At 66.1% G+C, this 17,594-nt stretch carries 13 protein-coding genes, 1 tRNA gene and 1 rRNA gene; 9 read left to right on the top strand and 6 right to left on the bottom strand.

The annotated features are described in order from the left end of the window. Positions 1-17: 17 nt before the first annotated feature. Entirely contained in the window at positions 18-1,097 is a 1,080-nt protein-coding gene (locus GKZ92_RS17120) for a potassium channel family protein (protein WP_006360075.1), read from the top strand. Positions 1,098-1,165: 68 nt separating this feature from the next. Further along, positions 1,166-2,086, top strand: a complete 921-nt coding sequence (nudC, locus tag GKZ92_RS17115) for an NAD(+) diphosphatase (RefSeq protein ID WP_006360074.1) — start codon at positions 1,166-1,168, stop codon at positions 2,084-2,086. A 70-nt stretch (positions 2,087-2,156) separates the two neighbouring features. Here nudC and GKZ92_RS17110 read toward each other — a convergent pair whose 3' ends face one another. After that, positions 2,157-2,441, bottom strand: a complete 285-nt coding sequence (locus tag GKZ92_RS17110) for a mycoredoxin (protein ID WP_006360073.1) — start codon at positions 2,439-2,441, stop codon at positions 2,157-2,159. A 121-nt stretch (positions 2,442-2,562) separates the two neighbouring features. Between GKZ92_RS17110 and GKZ92_RS17105 the strand changes: the two genes are divergently transcribed. The 3 genes from GKZ92_RS17105 (at position 2,563) to GKZ92_RS17095 (ending at position 5,586) form a co-directional block, all read left to right on the top strand. Further along, positions 2,563-4,695 (top strand): ATP-dependent DNA helicase UvrD2, encoded by a 2,133-nt coding sequence (locus GKZ92_RS17105; protein ID WP_035755206.1) that lies wholly within the window; start codon positions 2,563-2,565, stop codon positions 4,693-4,695. Positions 4,696-4,820: 125 nt separating this feature from the next. Next, positions 4,821-5,141 carry a hypothetical protein gene (locus GKZ92_RS17100; RefSeq protein WP_075863898.1) on the top strand — a complete coding sequence of 107 codons (321 nt, stop codon included), beginning with the start codon at positions 4,821-4,823 and terminating at the stop codon, positions 5,139-5,141. Positions 5,142-5,295: 154 nt separating this feature from the next. Next, positions 5,296-5,586: a WhiB family transcriptional regulator gene (locus GKZ92_RS17095; protein ID WP_006360070.1), complete on the top strand. Its 291-nt coding sequence runs from the start codon at positions 5,296-5,298 to the stop codon at positions 5,584-5,586. 60 nt (positions 5,587-5,646) lie between these two features. On the opposite strand, the gene GKZ92_RS17090 is transcribed toward GKZ92_RS17095, so the two are convergent. From GKZ92_RS17090 to GKZ92_RS17080, 3 genes are all read right to left on the bottom strand, one after another. Further along, a complete protein-coding gene (locus GKZ92_RS17090) occupies positions 5,647-6,963 on the bottom strand; it encodes an ABC1 kinase family protein (RefSeq protein ID WP_155225466.1) in 1,317 nt (438 codons plus the stop codon). Positions 6,964-6,978: 15 nt separating this feature from the next. Further along, positions 6,979-7,890 carry a hypothetical protein gene (locus GKZ92_RS17085; RefSeq protein WP_006360806.1) on the bottom strand — a complete coding sequence of 304 codons (912 nt, stop codon included), beginning with the start codon at positions 7,888-7,890 and terminating at the stop codon, positions 6,979-6,981. A gap of 87 nt (positions 7,891-7,977) precedes the next feature. Beyond that, positions 7,978-9,447, bottom strand: coding sequence for a zinc-dependent metalloprotease (locus GKZ92_RS17080; RefSeq protein WP_006360805.1), 1,470 nt, complete (start codon positions 9,445-9,447; stop codon positions 7,978-7,980). 107 nt (positions 9,448-9,554) lie between these two features. Here GKZ92_RS17080 and GKZ92_RS17075 point away from each other — a divergent pair, with 107 nt between their 5' ends. After that, the gene (locus tag GKZ92_RS17075; RefSeq protein WP_051405994.1) at positions 9,555-10,619 is read left to right on the top strand and encodes a YlbL family protein; all 1,065 of its coding nucleotides are present in this window, start codon (positions 9,555-9,557) and stop codon (positions 10,617-10,619) included. Between the two features lie 24 nt (positions 10,620-10,643). On the opposite strand, the gene GKZ92_RS17070 is transcribed toward GKZ92_RS17075, so the two are convergent. Beyond that, the gene (locus GKZ92_RS17070) at positions 10,644-11,201 is read right to left on the bottom strand and encodes a PPA1309 family protein (protein ID WP_035755156.1); all 558 of its coding nucleotides are present in this window, start codon (positions 11,199-11,201) and stop codon (positions 10,644-10,646) included. A 174-nt stretch (positions 11,202-11,375) separates the two neighbouring features. Between GKZ92_RS17070 and GKZ92_RS17065 the strand changes: the two genes are divergently transcribed. Continuing rightward, positions 11,376-14,366 carry a UPF0182 family protein gene (locus tag GKZ92_RS17065; protein WP_035755158.1) on the top strand — a complete coding sequence of 997 codons (2,991 nt, stop codon included), beginning with the start codon at positions 11,376-11,378 and terminating at the stop codon, positions 14,364-14,366. Between the two features lie 83 nt (positions 14,367-14,449). On the opposite strand, the gene GKZ92_RS17060 is transcribed toward GKZ92_RS17065, so the two are convergent. Then, positions 14,450-14,731, bottom strand: a complete 282-nt coding sequence (locus GKZ92_RS17060; RefSeq protein WP_006360800.1) for a hypothetical protein — start codon at positions 14,729-14,731, stop codon at positions 14,450-14,452. Positions 14,732-14,959: 228 nt separating this feature from the next. Here GKZ92_RS17060 and GKZ92_RS17055 point away from each other — a divergent pair. Together GKZ92_RS17055 and GKZ92_RS17050 are read left to right on the top strand one after the other, a co-directional pair. After that, positions 14,960-15,036: transfer RNA gene (locus tag GKZ92_RS17055), tRNA-Met, on the top strand. Positions 15,037-15,771: 735 nt separating this feature from the next. Next, positions 15,772-17,294 (top strand): 16S ribosomal RNA (locus GKZ92_RS17050). Positions 17,295-17,594 lie beyond the last annotated feature (300 nt).

Below are 17,594 nucleotides of genomic sequence, written 5' to 3'. Positions count from 1 at the left end.
ACTCCAGGAGCGCAAGCGTGGCAGTGCGTAACCGCTTCCGCGGCCGCTTCGGATCAGACGCCGAACTGGCCAACCGGCCCGACCATGCACTGGTCGGCGTCGTCCGTATCCCCGAGCTGCAGCAGAGCCCCGCCCGCGCGATCGGACGCCGCGTGCTCTGGGCATGTCTCGCGCTGTTCTTCACCTCGGTGGTCGTCTGGCTCGATCGTGAGGGATATCGGGACGCGCAGAACAGCGAGCTGTCCTATCTGGACGCGCTGTACTACTCGGCGGTCACCCTGTCGACGACCGGCTACGGCGACATCACGCCGATCAGTCCCTTCGCCCGCTTCATCAACATCATCATCATCACGCCGCTGCGTGTGCTGTTCCTGATCGTGCTGATCGGCACCACCCTCGAGGTGCTCACCGAACGGTCCCGGCAGGCGCTCAAGATCCAGCGTTGGAGGAATTCCGTGCGCAATCACACCGTCGTCATCGGCTACGGCACCAAGGGCCGCACCGCGGTCGACGCCATGCGCGGCGACGGCATCAAGCCATCCGAGATCGTGGTCGTCGACTCCGATCCGACCGTGCTGGAGTCGGCCGCCTCCAACGGGCTGGTCACGGTCCGGGGCGACGCCACCAAGTCCGACGTGCTGCGCCTCGCCGGTGTCGCCCACGCCGCGAGCATCGTGGTCGCCACCAGTCGCGACGACACCGCCGTCCTGGCGACTCTCACCGCACGCGAGATCAACCCGCGGGCCAAGATCGTGGCGTCGATCCGGGAGTCGGAGAACACCCACCTCATGCGGCAGTCGGGCGCGAACTCGGTGGTGGTGTCCTCGGAGACGGCCGGGCGTCTGCTCGGCATCGCGACGATGACCCCGTCGGTGGTCGAGGTGATCGAGGATCTCCTCACTCCCGATGCGGGTTACGCCATCGCCGAACGCGAGGTCGACCCGACGGAGACCGGCGGCTCGCCCGCCCACACCCGCGACATCGTGCTCGGCGTCGTCCGCAACGGGGTGCTGCACCGCGTCGACGACAGCGAGGTCGAACAGATCGAGGTCGGCGATCGGCTGCTGTACGTCCGCAAGAGTCCCGGCGACGACTGAGCCCCGGAAACGACCGGCCGCGTCGCACCGAGTACCCCGCACCGACCACCGAAAAGGGACACACCGACGTGCACTTCGAACTGGTCCAACAGCCGCTGCTGTCGCGCGCGAGCTTCCACCGCGCCGACGAGATCCGCGACGACGCCGAGCGGATGCTGGCGGGATGGCCACAGGCGAAGGTACTGCTCATCGACTCCAACGGTCGGTACCCGGTCGGGGAGTCCGGTGTGCTGCACTGGGTTCCGGCGACCACCGTCGCCGATGCGCCGCCTGCCGACGCGGTGATCCTCGGCATCGTGGACGGCGTCGACCGGTGGGCGCGCCGCGTCGACCACATCGACGGACCCACCGACGACGCGCGTCGTGGCGCGGTATATCTGACGCCGGACGAGGCGGGCCTGCTCGTCACTGCGCTGGGAATCCTGAATTGGCATGAGACGGCAAGTCATTCGCCGGTCGACGGGTCGGCGACCCAGCCGGCGCGTGGCGGTTGGGTGCGTCGGAGCGTCCAGTCCGGCCGGGACGAGTTCCCGCGCACCGATCCTGCCATCATCACCGTGGTCCACGACGGCGCCGACCGGATCCTGTTGGGACGCCAGGCCGTCTGGCCCGATGGCTGGTATTCGACGCTCGCCGGGTTCGTCGAACCGGGGGAGTCGCTCGAACAATGTGTACTGCGCGAGGTACACGAAGAGGTCGGCATCGTGGTTCGCGAACCGCGCTACCTGGGCAGTCAGCCGTGGCCGTTCCCTCGCTCGCTGATGCTCGGCTTCGCCGCGATCGGCGATCCCGCCGACGAACTCGCCTTTCTCGACGGTGAGATCGGCGATGCGCAGTGGTTCCATCGCGACGAGGTGCGCGAGGCGCTGTCGCGGGACGGGTGGACGCGTGCCGATCCCGGGCCCGACGGCGAGGCGCCCCGGTTGCAGCTGCCCGGATCGATCTCCATCGCACGCACGCTGATCGAGTCCTGGGCCGCGGCCCGGTAACCACGCCGCGCACCCCGGAGACGAGAAACCCGGGTCCGGCGAGGGCCGGCCCGGGTCTCAGGTCACGAGATCAGACGCCGAGCTTCTTCTTGACCTCGGCGATCGAGGGATTGGTCGCGGTCGTGCCGTCGGCGTAGAGCACGGTCGGGACGACGTGGTTGCCGCCGTTGACGCTGCCCACGAAATCGGCGGCATCCGGGTTCAGCTCGATGTCGATCTCCTGCCAGGGGATACCACTCGCCTTCAGTCCGGTCTTCAGGCGGGCGCAGTAACCACACCACGAGGTGGTGTACATGGTCAGTTCGCCGGTGTCGGAGTTACGGGCGCCGGCCTCGTCGTCGATCACGTTGCTCATGACTGCCATAACACCACGCATGCGCGGGCTGTTCCCGCCGGCGCATGCGATCGACGACGTGGGACGCGTCACCCACAAGCCCGATCGCCGGTCCGAAAGAGCGTCGGTGGGTGGTGACATAGTGGAGTCCGTGCGCCACCCGACCTTCCCCGCGAACCCCGATGCCCGCTCCCGCGATGCCGGCGCGGTCGAGGGACTCGACCCGGAGCAGTCCGCGGCCGTCCTCGCACCGCGCGGCCCGGTATGTGTGCTGGCCGGCGCGGGTACGGGCAAGACGCGCACCATCACGCGCCGCATTGCCCACCTCGTCGACACCGGGCAGGTGAATCCCGGCCAGGTCCTCGCGGTCACGTTCACCGCCCGCGCGGCGGGTGAGATGCGGACCCGGTTGCGGAGCCTCGGCGTCGGCGGCGCCACCGGCAACGTCGCCGCCCAGACCTTCCATGCCGCGGCGATGCGGCAGCTGCGCTACTTCTGGCCGCGCGCCTTCGGTGATGCCCGGTGGGAGCTGCTCGACAACAAGTTCCCGCTCATCTCGCGCGCCGCGCGCCGCGCCGGACTCGACACCGCGACCGACACCCTGCGCGACCTGTCGTCGGAGATCGAATGGGCCAAGGCCACGCTGATCTCGCCGGAGAACTACGTCGAGGCGGTCGGGCGCCTCGGACGCGAGTCACCCGCGCCCCCGCAGAAGGTCGCCGCGGTGTACGGCCATTACGAGGACTCCAAGGTCTCGCCGGACGGCGATCGCCTTCTCGACTTCGACGACATGCTCATCTACATGACGCAGATCCTGACCATCGAACCCGGCGCGGCCGACGAGTTCCGCTCGCGTTACCGGTGTTTCGTCGTCGACGAGTACCAGGACGTGACGCCCGTCCAGCAGGGTCTTCTGGACGCCTGGCTCGGCGAGCGCGACGACCTGACGGTCGTCGGCGACGCCAATCAGACGATCTACACGTTCACCGGCGCGTCCCCGAACTACCTGCTCGACTTCAGCCGCCGCTTCCCGGAGGCGACGGTCGTCCGGCTGGAACGCGACTACCGGTCCACGCCCGAAGTCGTCGACCTCGCCAATCGCGTGATCGGCGCCGCGCGCGGGCGCATCGCCGGCACCCGGCTCCGTCTCATCGGCCAGCGCCCGTCCGGTCCGCAGCCGCAGTTCGCCGAGTACGACGACGAGCCGGCCGCCGCCACGTCGATCGCGATCGAGATCAAGCACCTCATCAAGGCGGGTGTCGCGCCGTCGGAGATCGCGATCCTCTACCGCGTCAACGCCCAGTCGGAGAACTACGAGCAGGCGCTGACCGAGGCCGGCATCCCGTATCAGGTGCGCGGTGGCGAGGCGTTCTTCGCGCGGACCGAGGTGCGTCAGGCGATGCGGCAGATCGCGACGGTGGCCAACCGCGAGGTGAAGCCCGGTGTGACGACGATCGACGTCGTGCGCGCGGTCCTCGGCGAACTCGGGCTCACCGAGGAGGAACCGTCGGGTGCGCAGGCGCGCGCCCGGTGGGAGTCGCTGAAGGCGCTGGTGCAGCTCACCGAGGACATGGTCGCCGAGAACCCCGATCTCACGTTGCCGCAGCTGTCCGCAGAACTCACGACCCGGTCCGAGGCTCGCCACCCGCCGACGGTCCAGGGCGTCACCCTGTCGTCGCTGCACGCGGCCAAGGGACTCGAATGGGATGCGGTCTTCCTGGTGGGGCTGACCGACGGATCGTTGCCGATCAGTCAGGCCATCAAGGGTTCGTGGGAGGACGTCGAGGAGGAGCGCCGACTGTTCTACGTGGGCGTGACGCGTGCCCGCGAGCACCTACATCTGTCGTGGGCCCTCGCCCGCAACGAGGGTGGCCGCGCCCGTCGTCGGTCCCGATTCCTGACCGATCTCATCCCCGACGATTCGCCGGCCTCGAAGATCGCGAAAGAACGTACGCCCCGCAAGGGACCCACATGCCGCGTCTGCGGCTCGCGGTTGATGGATTCGACGGCGACGCTGCTCGGTCGGTGCGCGGGGTGTCCGTCGGACCTGGACGAGAACCTCCTGGTCGCACTCAAGGAGTGGCGCCGGGCCCGCGCCCAGGCGAAAAAGGTCCCGCCCTTCGTGGTCTTCTCCGACAAGACGCTCACCGCGATCGCCGAACAACGGCCCACGGACACCGCTGCGCTGGTGTCGATCTCGGGGATCGGGGCGCAGAAACTCGACGAGTACGGCGAGGATCTCCTCGATCTCGTCAAAACCGCAGGTCAAAAATAGGTTGTGCGCTTTCTGGCGTACCGTTTAGGCTGATCTCCGTCAGCACACGGGTGGGAAACACTCTTGTGCCCACCAGGAGCCCATCGCTCATGTGGGAGCCGTCGAGAAGAGAGAGGAGCGGATCAGTGAACGGAAGCACCGTGAACCAGGCCGGCATCGCCGTGCCTGCGGCCAAGCCGAATCAGGCACACGCCGTCGTTCTGCGCGCCCGTCGCAACCGCTCCTGGCTGCCTGCAGTCTGCGCACGTCCGGTCGCCACTCGCGCGACCATTCCGGCACCGCCGGCCGACGCAGCGGCCCTCCCGGCGATCGCACAGCCCGCAGCGGCAGTGCATCCGGCAGCAGTCGCCGCGGCGGCAGCAGCGCACGTAGCGCCGCCGGCAACAGCTGCAGCAGCCCCCTCGCCGCATGGGTTCCCCGTACCGACACCGATTCTCCGGAGTTAGACCTCCGAGAACTTCGGGCCACGGGCGAATCGCAGAGGCGAAACCCGTGGCCCTCTTTTTGTCACCGAGCATCATCCCGGCAGGGATTCTCGGACCGGCAGCCACATCGAGGACATGGGTCACCAATCCCAAACGAGCAGATGTGGAGAAACCAATGACTGTCGATTGCGTACTCGAGTCCTGTCTCTCGGCGGACCGCGCAGCGACCGCCCAGCTCGACCTTCCCTGCCAGGTGGCCGACGCCGACCTGTGGTTCGCCGACAATCCCCGCGACCTCGAGCGTGCCAAGGCAATGTGTGCCGACTGCCCGCTGAAGACCCAGTGCTTGCAGGCGGCCCTGGATCGCGCCGAGCCCTGGGGCGTGTGGGGCGGCGAGATCTTCGAACGCGGCGCGGTGATCGCACGCAAGCGGCCTCGCGGCCGGCCGCGGAAGAACGCAGCCTGAGACAGAGAACAGCGACGCCGCGAGCAGTTGCTCGCGGCGTCGCTGTTCTGGTCGGGGGGATCAGTCGCCCAGACCGGGCACCCATTCCTCCATGATGGCGCGGTACGGTGCGTGCGCCTCGAGCTGCGAGGCGATCCCGACACAGCCGCCGAGCACACGGAACACCATCACGAACCGCTTGGGCACGTTGAGGTTCCGCGAAGTCTTGTAGACCTCGCCGCGCACGTCGGTCGCCTTGCCCGCGGCACGCTGCATCCACTTGCGTGTGAAGTGGAACGACTCGGAGTACAGCGGGTCGACGTACGGCCGCAGGTACGCCTCGAGGTCGGCGCTGGTGACCTTCGACGCATGCGACGGGCGGATGAACTCCGCCTCGACCATCAGTTCCTTGAGTTCGTCGTACTTCTTGTCGCGGGCGAGTCGCAGGATCGGCCCGGTCTCCGGAGGCAGTCCGCCGGGGTAATGGCCGACCGCACCGAAGTCGAGGACGCCGAACCGGCCGTCATCGGCGATGAAGAAGTTGCCCGGATGCGGATCGCCGTGGAGCAAGCCGACCCGGTAGGGCGAGCTGACCTCGAACTCGGCCATCTTCGCGGCCGCGTTGTCGCGGGTCTTCTGGTCGCCGGTCGTGATGACCTTCGACAGCGCGATCCCGTCGACCCACTCCGAGACCACGACCTTGGGTGCGCTCGCGATCACCTTGGGGATCAGGAAGTCCGGATGCCCGTCGTACACCTTGGCGAAGGCCCGCTGGTTCTCGGCTTCGCCGAGGTAGTCGAGTTCGGCCTCGGTGCGGTCGATGAGTTCGTCCATCATCGCCTTGACGTCGGTGCCCGGCGACAGCCGCTGCAGCAGTCCCGACATGCGCGACAACGTCTTCAGGTCCGCCTTGAGCGCGTGGTCGGCGCCCGGGTACTGGACCTTGACTGCGACCTCGCGCCCGTCGGACCACACACCCTTGTGCACCTGGCCGATTGACGCCGACGCCGCCGGCTCGTCGGAGAACTCCTTGAAGCGCTCACGCCAGCGGGTACCGAGCTGCTGGTCGAGCACCTTGTGGACCTTGTCGGCCGACATCGGCGGTGCTTCCGCCTGGAGCTTGGTGAGTGCCTCCCGGAACGGTTCACCGAATTCGTCGGGGATCGCGGCTTCCATGATCGACAGCGCCTGGCCCACCTTCATGGCGCCGCCCTTGAGCTCACCGAGGACCGCGAACAGCTGTTCCGCGGACTTCTCGAGGAGTTCCTGGTTGACCTCGTCCTTGTCTTTGCCGACCATGCGCTTGCCGAGCCCCGCCGCCGCACGTCCGGCCATACCGATGGGGAGAGAAGCCAACTTCGCGTTGCGACGACCCTGCCCCCGAGTGATGTCGGTCATAGCATCCTTTCCGCGTCACACAATAGACGACTTGAGCTGTTCGTCTCGCATCGCACGACAATCGCAGCTTGGGTGGGGTAACCATTCTCGGCGGTCCACTCGCACAGGATCATCGCGGAACTCCAATACCTGATTCAACAACTGCGGCGTGCCCCGCGCTGCGGCGGGGGAGGGCCGACGCAGCGCAGTGACCAGACGTTCGATCTGCCCGTGCGCGATCGCGGCGGTAGGCCGCACGATCGCGGGGTCGGGATCGCCGGGCGCGCGGATGAGCTGCACCGCCATCATCGGCCATTCCGGGTCGGCGTCCGAGCGATGGTGATCGGCGCACATCAGACAGCTCGACAGTCCCGGCAGGACGAGAGGGCCGACGATCCCGACGCCGTCGCGCGCCCGGACCAGCAGATGCGGAATCCGGGCCCTCGTCAGGGCGAAGACGACCCGTGGGTCGTGGACGAGGAAGTCGCTGAGGATCACGAGTCTGGTGTCGACGGTGTCGAGCGAGCCGTCGGCGCGTCGGCGCATCGTCCGCTGGACGTGCAGGCCCTGCGCCCGCAAGGACGCACCCAAGAGATCCGACAAAGGTCCCTGACCGTGGATCTGTATCCGGAACTCGGTCGGATCCGGACTCGCCGACGATGTGTCGGCCTCGCCACCCGTGATCGTCCGCCCGGCCGCGGTCAGACCGTCGAGGAGCGTCCGGATCTCGTCGTCGGCGAGCCCGGCCGCCGACGCCCGACGGATGAGTAGTTCCGGCGTGCACGGGCGTTCCAGCGTCCGCAGCATCGCCGCGACCGAATGCGCCGAGATCGCGTCGTCGAGCTCGATGATCACGCTGCCGGCCGGATCGATCCCCACATGCACCCGGTTGCCAGGCCGCACCAGGATCGATGTTCCCGGCCGGATGCGCGGGACCGTGATGGACATGACGCAACTCTGCCAGCGAAAACACCTCGCCGAGGTCGGTCGGGCCGGTTATCCACAACATGGGCGCGTACGGCGTCGACTGTGGAGTTATGAGCCGGCCTGACCGCTCTGTCCGTTCGGCCCGTCGTCCCCGGACTCGGTGTCGTCCTGTTCGGCGAGAGACTTCTCGAGCTGCGCGATGGCGTCGTCGAGTTCGGTGTCCTTGTGCAGGAGACGGTCGATGAATGCGGCCGGGTTGTCCAGATCGTCGGAGTCGGGCAGCAGGTCGGGGTGCGCCCAGACGCCGTCGCGGGTCGACAGATCGGTGGCCTCGAAGACCCGGCGCCACAGCTCTGATGCCTCACGCACCTTGCGCGGACGCAGTTCCAGGCCGACGAGGGTCGCGAAGGTCTGCTCGGCGGGGCCGCCCGAAGCGCGGCGTCGGCGGATGGTCTCGGTCAGTGCGCCGGTGCTCGGGATGCGGTCGCCGAGTGCCCGGGTCACGACCTGCTCCACCCAGCCCTCGACGAGAGCCAGGAGCGTCTCGAGGCGGCCGAGCGCGGCCTTCTGCTCGGGCGTGGTGGTCGGCTCGAACGACGTCGACGAGCTGATGAGCTCCTCGAGCTTCGACGGATCCGACAGCAGTTCGGTGGGATCGATGTTCGCCGTGGCGTCGGTGATCCCGCTGAAGTCGATGCTGATCCCGCGTGCGTACTCCTCGACCGTCGACAACAGGCGCTGACGCAACCAGCCGACGTGCGTGAAGAGCCGGACGTGCGCGGCCTCGCGCGCGGCGAGGAAGACGATGATCTCCTGGCCGGGCTGCTCCAGACCTTCGGCGAACTTCGCGATCGCCTCGGGGAGCAGGACCGCGATGCCCTCGGGTGCCAGCGGCAGACCGATGTCGGTGGAGGTGAGCACCTCCTTGGCGAGCTGACCGAGACCCTGGCCGAGCTGCGTCCCGAAGGCCATTCCGCTCATCTGCGTCAGCATGCCCAGCATCGGGCCGGCGAACTGCGCGGCCTCGGCGGGGAGGTTGTCCTGCCAGGTGCGCGCGAGCTGCTCGGCGACCGGGTTGCACAGACCCTTCCAGGTGTCCATCGACTCCTCGAGCCACTGCACCGGGGTCCACGCGACGGTCTGGGTGACGCCGCTGGGGAAGGTCGTCGCGTCGTCGAGCCAGACGTCGGCCAGTCGCACGGCATCGGCCGACGCCGAGATCTCCTTCTCCAGGATCGGTGTGAACGAACCGATCTGCTGGCGGGCGAGATTGGTGGCGACCTGATAGTTCACCGGACCGCCGCCGCCACCGGCCATCCCGGCGCCCATACCGCTGAACATGCTGCCGAGTTGGGAGAACATCTGGCCGAGCATGTTCGGGTCGAGGTTCGACGGGTCGAAGTCGCCGAAGCCCTGGCCGCCGCCGGAACCCTGTCCGCCCATTGCGAATCCGAACGGGTTGGCGCCACCGAAGGGGTTGCCGGGGTTGTCGCCCGGCTTGTCCTTGTCGCCGCTGTTCTTGTCGCGGTCGTCGTCGCCGTTGCCGGACGCCGAGAAGCCGAAGGGCAGATCACTCATACGTCCACCGTACCGCCCGGACAGGCGCGTTCACGGCGTCGGATGTTCGCCGTGCGCGTAGCGACGCCGGGACCGTCCCCGGAGGTCGGGGCACTATCGTGTGCGGAATGAGTTCGAGCCCTCGCTTCCGCCGGATCGCCACCGCTGCGGTCAGTGCCCTGGTGTTGCTGGCGATGCTCGTCGTCGGCACGCAGGTGCAGGTGCCCTACGCCGCGCTCGGTCCCGGTCCGACGCTGAACACGCTGGGCATGACGAAGGTCGAGCAGGACGGCAAGGTCGTCGAACGCAGGGTCGTACAGATCGATGGTGCCCCCGTCGACAAGACCACCGGCAACCTCAACCTGACGACGGTGTCGGTCAGCGACGGGCTCACACTCTTCGACGCACTGGGCATGTGGCTGTCCGGGAAGTACGCGCTGACCCCACGTGACGAGGTGTATCCGCCGGACCGCACCACCGAGCAGGTGCAGGAGGAGAACGCCCTGCAGATGACCGGATCGGAGGAGAACGCCACCGTCGCGGCGCTGCGTTTCCTCGACCGTCCCACGGTCCTGCGGATCGCCGGTGTGGGCGCCGAGAGCCCGTCGGCCGGTGTCCTGCAGGCCGGTGACGTGGTCACCCGGGCCGGGGGCGTCGAGGTCGAGACGAGCGAGGAACTGCGCGACGTCGTCTCGAAGAACCCGCCGGGCACGGTGCTGCCGCTGGAGATCGTGCGACAGGGCACGCCGCAGACGGTGAGCGTCACGCTCACCGCGCATCCCGACGACGCGAAGGCCGGATTCCTCGGGGTCGCGGCCGAGGTCGCCAATGCCGACCCGTCGCTGAAGGTCACCTACACCGTCGGCGACATCGGCGGGCCGTCGGCGGGCATGATGCTGGCGCTGTCGGTCATCGATCAGCTGAGCCCGGGCGAACTGACCCACGGCAAGTTCATCGCGGGAACCGGCACGATCACCGCAGACGGGGACGTCGGGCCGATCGGCGGCATCACCCACAAGACCCGAGCCGCGCACGACGCCGGTGCCACGGTGTTCCTCGTCCCGGCCCGCAACTGTGCGGAGGCCGTCTCCGACCGTCCCGACGGCCTCGAACTGGTGAAGGTCGAGACGCTCGACGGCGCGGTCGAGGCGCTGGATGCGGTCGGCGAAGGTCGTCCCGCCCCGACCTGCTGAGTCGGCCGAACTCGGTCCGGCGGTTCAGGCCCCGGGGTCGTCGGGAGTGAAGGTACCGGCGAGCGCCGCGCGCAGCTCGGTCCCGAGCTGCGGATGCGTGAGGGTCTCGATCTCCTCGCCTGGCTGATGGCGTAGCCGCATGATCGCGAGGTCCGGGCCGCCGCGCAGCACGCCCGCCACCAGACGCGCCTGCTCCGACGCGCCATCCGAATCGCCTGCGGCGGGGTTGGTTCCGTCCACGACGTAGCGCGGCGTGCCGTCATCGCCGGGCGCCGGGGGAGCGACCACGATCTCGATGGCCACCGCGGCGCCGGCGACCGCCTCCGGCCAGACCGCCGAGGCGAGGAACGCGTCGAGGTCGGGGCACTCCTGCTCGATCGGCGTGAGGACGGAATCGGCGCCGTCTCCGAGAACGTCCGGTGCCTGCTGCGCCAGGACCGCGGTCGGTGCGAGGGCGAACACCGACGGCTCCTGGCCCCAGCCCGCGGCGTCGACGTGGTCGAGGATCTCGCTCAGCGCGCTCCCGAGGTCGTCGGTGGAGAAACCGCGGGGCGTCGAAGGGGGTGTTTTGGGGTCGGACACCCGCCCATCTTGCCCCGACGAGGCCCGTACCACGACCCCGGGGAACCCGTTCCGACCCCGGATCGTTGTCCCGAAGCCCGAGTGTGATCGGCACCCGGGTGGTGCCAGTACAGTGGGCACCACGCCCAGGCTGCTCGTCACGCAGGGCGTTGTCCGGATTGAGAGCTTTGGAGAGTGGGTCTGGTGGGCGTCCGAGGGCCGGCAGGAATGCCGACACTGTCACGCAGGAGCAAGATCGTCATCGGACTAGGCGTTGCCGTGCTGGTCCTCTTGCTCATCGGACCACGACTGATCGGTCTTGCCACCGACTGGCTGTGGTTCCGCGACGTCGGGTATTCGAGCGTGTTCAGCACGGTCATCTGGACCCGCGTCATCCTCTTCCTGATCACGACGCTCGTCGTCAGCGTGATCGTCTTCGCCGCGGTCGCCCTCGCGTACCGGTCACGGCCGGTCTTCGTGCCGACCGCGGGCCCCAACGACCCGCTCGCGCGCTACCGGACCGCCGTCATGACCAAGGTCCGCTGGTTCGCGGTGCTGCCGGCCCTGATCATCGGCGCACTCGCCGGTCTCGTCGCGCAGGGTTCCTGGGCCACGGTCCAGATGTTCCTGCACGGGACCCCGTTCGGTCAGAAGGACCCGCAGTTCAACCTCGACATCGGCTTCTACGCCTTCGACCTGCCGTTCTATCGGTTCGTGCTGAACCTGCTGTTCGTCGTGGTCGTCGTGGCGTTCCTGGCCAACCTGGTCACCCACTACATCTTCGGCGGCATCCGACTCGGTCAGGGCGGGGGATCGGTCACCATGGCCGCCCGCATCCAGCTCGCGGTCCTGGCCGGGACCTTCCTGCTGCTCAAGGCGGCGGCGTACTGGCTCGACCGTTACAACCTGCTGTCGAGTTCGCGGAAGTCCGAGATCTTCCCGGGCGCCAGTTACACCGACATCAACGCGGTGCTGCCGTCCAAGCTCATCCTGATGGCGATCGCGATCATCTGTGCCGTCGCCTTCTTCGCCGCCGTCGTGCTGCGTGACCTTCGTATCCCTGCCCTCGCAACCGTGCTGATGCTGTTCTCGGCACTGCTGATCGGCGTGGGCTGGCCGCTGACCATGGAGCAGTTCTCGGTGAAGCCGAACGCTGCCCAGAAGGAGGCCGAGTACATCCAGCGGGCCATCAACTCCACGCGGGAGGCCTACGGCATCGGGCCGGACAAGGTCATCACGCAGAAGGACTGGACGGCCCAGCCGGCGAACCCCGCGCTCGTCAACAGCGACATCCCGACGCTGTCGAACGTGCGCATCCTCGACCCGAACGTGGTCTCGCCGACGTTCATCCAGCAGCAGCAGCGGCAGAACTTCTACGGCTTCCCGACCCAGCTCGCGGTCGACCGCTACAAGATCGACGGCGAACTCCGCGACTTCGTGGTCGCAGTGCGTGAACTCGACCCGAGCCGGTACCTCGAGAACCAGCAGAACTGGCTGAACAAGCATCTCGTGTACACGCACGGCAACGGCTTCGTCGCCGCGCCGGCGAACCGGGTGAACGAGTCGGTCGACGAGAACGACATCGACGGTGGTGGCGACCCGTTCTACTACGTCAGCGACACCACGAACTACCAGACCGAGGCGTACAAGCGTGACGCCCCGATCAAGGTGACGCAGCCGCGTATCTACTTCGGTGAGCTGCTCGCCAAGATCGATCCCGACTATGCGATCGTCGGTTCCGAGGGCGGCGAACCCCGCGAGCACGACATGGGTGACGCCAAGTACACCTACCAGGGCCCGGCGGGCGTCCCGCTGAGCAACTGGTTCAGCCGACTGCTCTATGCGGGCAAGTACGCGGAGCGCAACTTCCTGCTGTCGGGGGAGATCACCTCGGCGTCGAAGATCATCTACAACCGCGACCCGCGGGACCGCGTCAAGCAGGTCGCGCCGTGGCTGACCGTCGACTCCAAGACCTATCCCGCGGTCATGGAGGACGGCTCGATCAAGTGGATCGTCGACGGGTACACCACCCTCGACAACTTCCCTTACTCGCAGCCGACGTCGCTGCAGAGCGCGACCGCCGACGCCCAGGATCTCAATCCCGGACAGACCGGACGCACGCAGGTCAACAAGACCGTGTCGTACGTCCGCAACTCGGTGAAGGCCACGGTCGACGCCTACACCGGTGACGTCCAGCTGTACGAGGTCGACACCGAGGACCCGGTTCTCAAGACGTGGATGAAGGTCTTCCCGGATTCGGTCGCCTCGCGTGCCGAGTTCGACAAGCAGACCTCGCTCCGCGAGCACGTCCGGTACCCGGAGGATCTGTTCAAGATCCAGCGGGCGCTCCTGACGCGCTACCACGTCGACACCCCGGGGACCTTCTTCCAGGCGAACGACTTCTGGTCGGTGCCCTCCGATCCGACGAGCCCCGACGCCGAACAGCGCGGACTCGATCAGCCACCGTACTACTTCGTGGCCTCGGATCCGGAGAGCAAGCAGGCATCGTTCCAGCTCACCTCGGTGCTCACCCGACTCAACCGGCCGATCCTCGGTGCCTACATCACCGTCTCGTCGGACCCGTCGAACTACGGGCAGATCACCGTCAAGGAGCTCCCGAGCAACAGCCAGCGTTCGGGACCGAAGCAGGCCTTCAACCCGATGAAGACCGATGGTCGAGTCGCCGAGTCGCTGAAGTCACTCGAGAACACGGCGAAGGTCACGTTCGGCAACCTGCTGACGCTGCCGGTCGGCGACAACGGAATCCTCTACGTGGTCCCGATGTACGCGCAGGCCCAGGGCGAAGAGGCCTTCCCGCGGCTCTTCCGGGTGATCACCCGCTATGAGCCGAAGGAGCGTGAGGCCCGGATCGGTTACGCACCGACAACGGCCGAGGCGCTGCGCCAGGTCGGGATCACGCCGGCCGCCGGTGTGGTTCCAGGTGAACAGCAGTCCGAGGGCGCGCCGGACCAGTCCGAGCAGCAGGGTGGGACGACCAACCCGCAGCTGCCGACGCCGCCGCAGGGCGGAACGCCTGAACGCGACGCCGCGGTGAAGGCGATCGGGGATGCTCTCGGTGCGCTGCGCGATGCGCAGACCAAGGGCGACTTCGCCGGCTACGGCCAGGCCCTCGATCAGCTGAACAAGGCTGTCGCGCAGTACGAATCACTGCCCGAGCAGAACTAGCCGGACAGAATCCGATCGATGCGCCCCGGTGAGGGGCGCATCGATCGGGAGAAGGAAGCCGAGCGCTGCTGCGCCGGGTATCGCTAGCCGCGATACTTGCGCACGTAGCGCTCTTTCTCGTCCGGGGTGTTGTCCGGCAGAACCGGGCTGTGGTGATACCGGTGGCCGATGGTGTAGAAGATCGAGATCGCGCAACCGAACGCGGCGACCATGACCAGCGCGAAGAGGACTGCGTGGCCCGTGTTGCCGGCGGCCATGTGGACCAGCCACAACGCCGCGGACAAGAAGCCGCCGAGTGCGAGTACAAAGCCGATGAAACTCATCGGGTGGTTGCCATGGCTCTCATGATGGAAATGGGCGGACATGGTTCCCTCCTCGGTAGTGGGTCAGCCCGGATCGGGTAGCGCCGAGTGTACGCCCGAGAGTGACTCAGCTCACAACGGTCGGCGCTGCTGTTGCCGGACGTAGCGGCGCAGTGACCTCCCCTTTACCCCCATCGGTGACCGCCATCACAGGTATTCGTGCTGGTCACAGGCGGTTGCGGAATCGATTTGCATCGCTGACAAACGCGTGTGTAACGTTGTCTTCACCAACGCGGGGTGGAGCAGCTCGGTAGCTCGCTGGGCTCATAACCCAGAGGTCGCAGGTTCAAATCCTGTCCCCGCTACCAACACAAGAACCCCCGCCCGGGACACCCGGGCGGGGGTTCTTGCATGTGTGCCCAAGGTTCGTGGCTCGCCGGCCTGGGAAGGGCGGACAACTCGGGTCGTTCCCAGCAGGGGATCACCCGTAGAGCGGGTCGGCTTCCGCCATGGCGTGCACGCCGACCTCGCTGTTCGTCCTCGGACGAAGCTACTGACCAGGCGATTTGACGCTGGCGACCCATGTGCGTAACTTATGTCGAGTCAGCGAGCCACGGCGCCGCCCCGGAGGACCTGAGAGGGTCTGACTGGTGGGGAGTGGAGACCGGGTTTTTCGTTGGCCGCCCCTGATCTTCTGGTTTGAGACTTGGTGTCTCGGGCTGGGTGTGTGGGGTTGCTGGACTGTCCTGGTGCGCGGATCTTCGGATTTTGCGGGCGGGGTTTGGGTCTGGTAGGCTGGAAGAGTTGCCCCGGAGACGGGGTGGCGGTGGAAAGTCAGAACGAAGTCTGCTGGTGAAAGCCCTTGTGGGGGTGAGTAGTTGGTGGGTGTGTGTTCTTTGAGAACTCGATAGTGTGATGATGAATTGTCTGATGCCATTTTGGCATCGTGCATTCTTTATGGATGTAGATGTTTGTTTTTTGTGTGGCGCTCGGCTTTGTCTGGGTGTCACATGTTTTGCTAGTTTTGGATTGGTCAGGTTTTGCTTTCCTGATTGTGTTGAAACGCTGGCACCTTGTGGGTGTTGGTTTTGTTTCGCTATTTTTTCATGGAGAGTTTGATCCTGGCTCAGGACGAACGCTGGCGGCGTGCTTAACACATGCAAGTCGAACGGAAAGGCCCAGCTTGCTGGGTACTCGAGTGGCGAACGGGTGAGTAACACGTGGGTGATCTGCCCTGAACTTTGGGATAAGCCTGGGAAACTGGGTCTAATACCGGATATGACCTTGGAGTGCATGCTCTGGGGTGGAAAGCTTTTGCGGTTCAGGATGGGCCCGCGGCCTATCAGCTTGTTGGTGGGGTAATGGCCTACCAAGGCGACGACGGGTAGCCGACCTGAGAGGGTGATCGGCCACACTGGGACTGAGACACGGCCCAGACTCCTACGGGAGGCAGCAGTGGGGAATATTGCACAATGGGCGCAAGCCTGATGCAGCGACGCCGCGTGAGGGATGACGGCCTTCGGGTTGTAAACCTCTTTCACCAGGGACGAAGCGCAAGTGACGGTACCTGGAGAAGAAGCACCGGCCAACTACGTGCCAGCAGCCGCGGTAATACGTAGGGTGCGAGCGTTGTCCGGAATTACTGGGCGTAAAGAGCTCGTAGGCGGTTTGTCGCGTCGTCTGTGAAATTCTGCAACTCAATTGTAGGCGTGCAGGCGATACGGGCAGACTTGAGTACTACAGGGGAGACTGGAATTCCTGGTGTAGCGGTGAAATGCGCAGATATCAGGAGGAACACCGGTGGCGAAGGCGGGTCTCTGGGTAGTAACTGACGCTGAGGAGCGAAAGCGTGGGTAGCGAACAGGATTAGATACCCTGGTAGTCCACGCCGTAAACGGTGGGTACTAGGTGTGGGGCTCATTTCACGAGTTCCGTGCCGTAGCTAACGCATTAAGTACCCCGCCTGGGGAGTACGGCCGCAAGGCTAAAACTCAAAGGAATTGACGGGGGCCCGCACAAGCGGCGGAGCATGTGGATTAATTCGATGCAACGCGAAGAACCTTACCTGGGTTTGACATACACCAGACGCATGTAGAGATACATGTTCCCTTGTGGTTGGTGTACAGGTGGTGCATGGCTGTCGTCAGCTCGTGTCGTGAGATGTTGGGTTAAGTCCCGCAACGAGCGCAACCCTTGTCCTGTATTGCCAGCGGGTTATGCCGGGGACTTGCAGGAGACTGCCGGGGTCAACTCGGAGGAAGGTGGGGATGACGTCAAGTCATCATGCCCCTTATGTCCAGGGCTTCACACATGCTACAATGGCTGGTACAGAGGGCTGCGATACCGTGAGGTGGAGCGAATCCCTTAAAGCCAGTCTCAGTTCGGATTGGGGTCTGCAACTCGACCCCATGAAGTCGGAGTCGCTAGTAATCGCAGATCAGCAACGCTGCGGTGAATACGTTCCCGGGCCTTGTACACACCGCCCGTCACGTCATGAAAGTCGGTAACACCCGAAGCCGGTGGCCTAACCCCTTGTGGGAGGGAGCTGTCGAAGGTGGGATCGGCGATTGGGACGAAGTCGTAACAAGGTAGCCGTACCGGAAGGTGCGGCTGGATCACCTCCTTTCTAAGGAGCACACAACATCACCCATTTCTGCCGGCGTATGTCTGTGCGGTGGGTGTGTGTTCGAGGGTGAAACATCAGACAGCCCTGTTCGATGTTCTGTCACAGGACGGAATGTTGGGGGTACCGCTTTGGCTGTGAGGCCGGCGGGTTCACGTCACACTATCGGGGTTCTGAGAGAACACGCGGCATGCCTTCGGGTGTGTGTCGGGTTGTCTCTGACCTAGCTGTTCGGTCAATCATGCTGGTGAGGTGTCCTGTGATGGGGCGCGGAGGTGTGGGCGGTCAGACGGTGTGTGTTGT

Source organism: Gordonia sp. 135, assembly GCF_009720185.1.
Taxonomy (GTDB): Bacteria; Actinomycetota; Actinomycetes; order Mycobacteriales; family Mycobacteriaceae; genus Gordonia; species Gordonia alkanivorans.
Note: the sequence above shows the minus strand (reverse complement) of the source record. Positions and strands in the feature narration are given on the sequence as shown.

Coding starts and splice junctions, on each gene's coding strand:
- GKZ92_RS17080 (WP_006360805.1), bottom strand. CDS start 9,447: ATGAGTGATCTGCCCTTCGGCTTCTCGGCGTCCGGCAACGGCGACGAC.
- GKZ92_RS17060 (WP_006360800.1), bottom strand. CDS start 14,731: ATGTCCGCCCATTTCCATCATGAGAGCCATGGCAACCACCCGATGAGT.
- GKZ92_RS17095 (WP_006360070.1), top strand. CDS start 5,296: ATGACTGTCGATTGCGTACTCGAGTCCTGTCTCTCGGCGGACCGCGCA.
- GKZ92_RS17085 (WP_006360806.1), bottom strand. CDS start 7,890: ATGTCCATCACGGTCCCGCGCATCCGGCCGGGAACATCGATCCTGGTG.
- GKZ92_RS17090 (WP_155225466.1), bottom strand. CDS start 6,963: ATGACCGACATCACTCGGGGGCAGGGTCGTCGCAACGCGAAGTTGGCT.
- GKZ92_RS17110 (WP_006360073.1), bottom strand. CDS start 2,441: ATGAGCAACGTGATCGACGACGAGGCCGGCGCCCGTAACTCCGACACC.
- GKZ92_RS17075 (WP_051405994.1), top strand. CDS start 9,555: ATGAGTTCGAGCCCTCGCTTCCGCCGGATCGCCACCGCTGCGGTCAGT.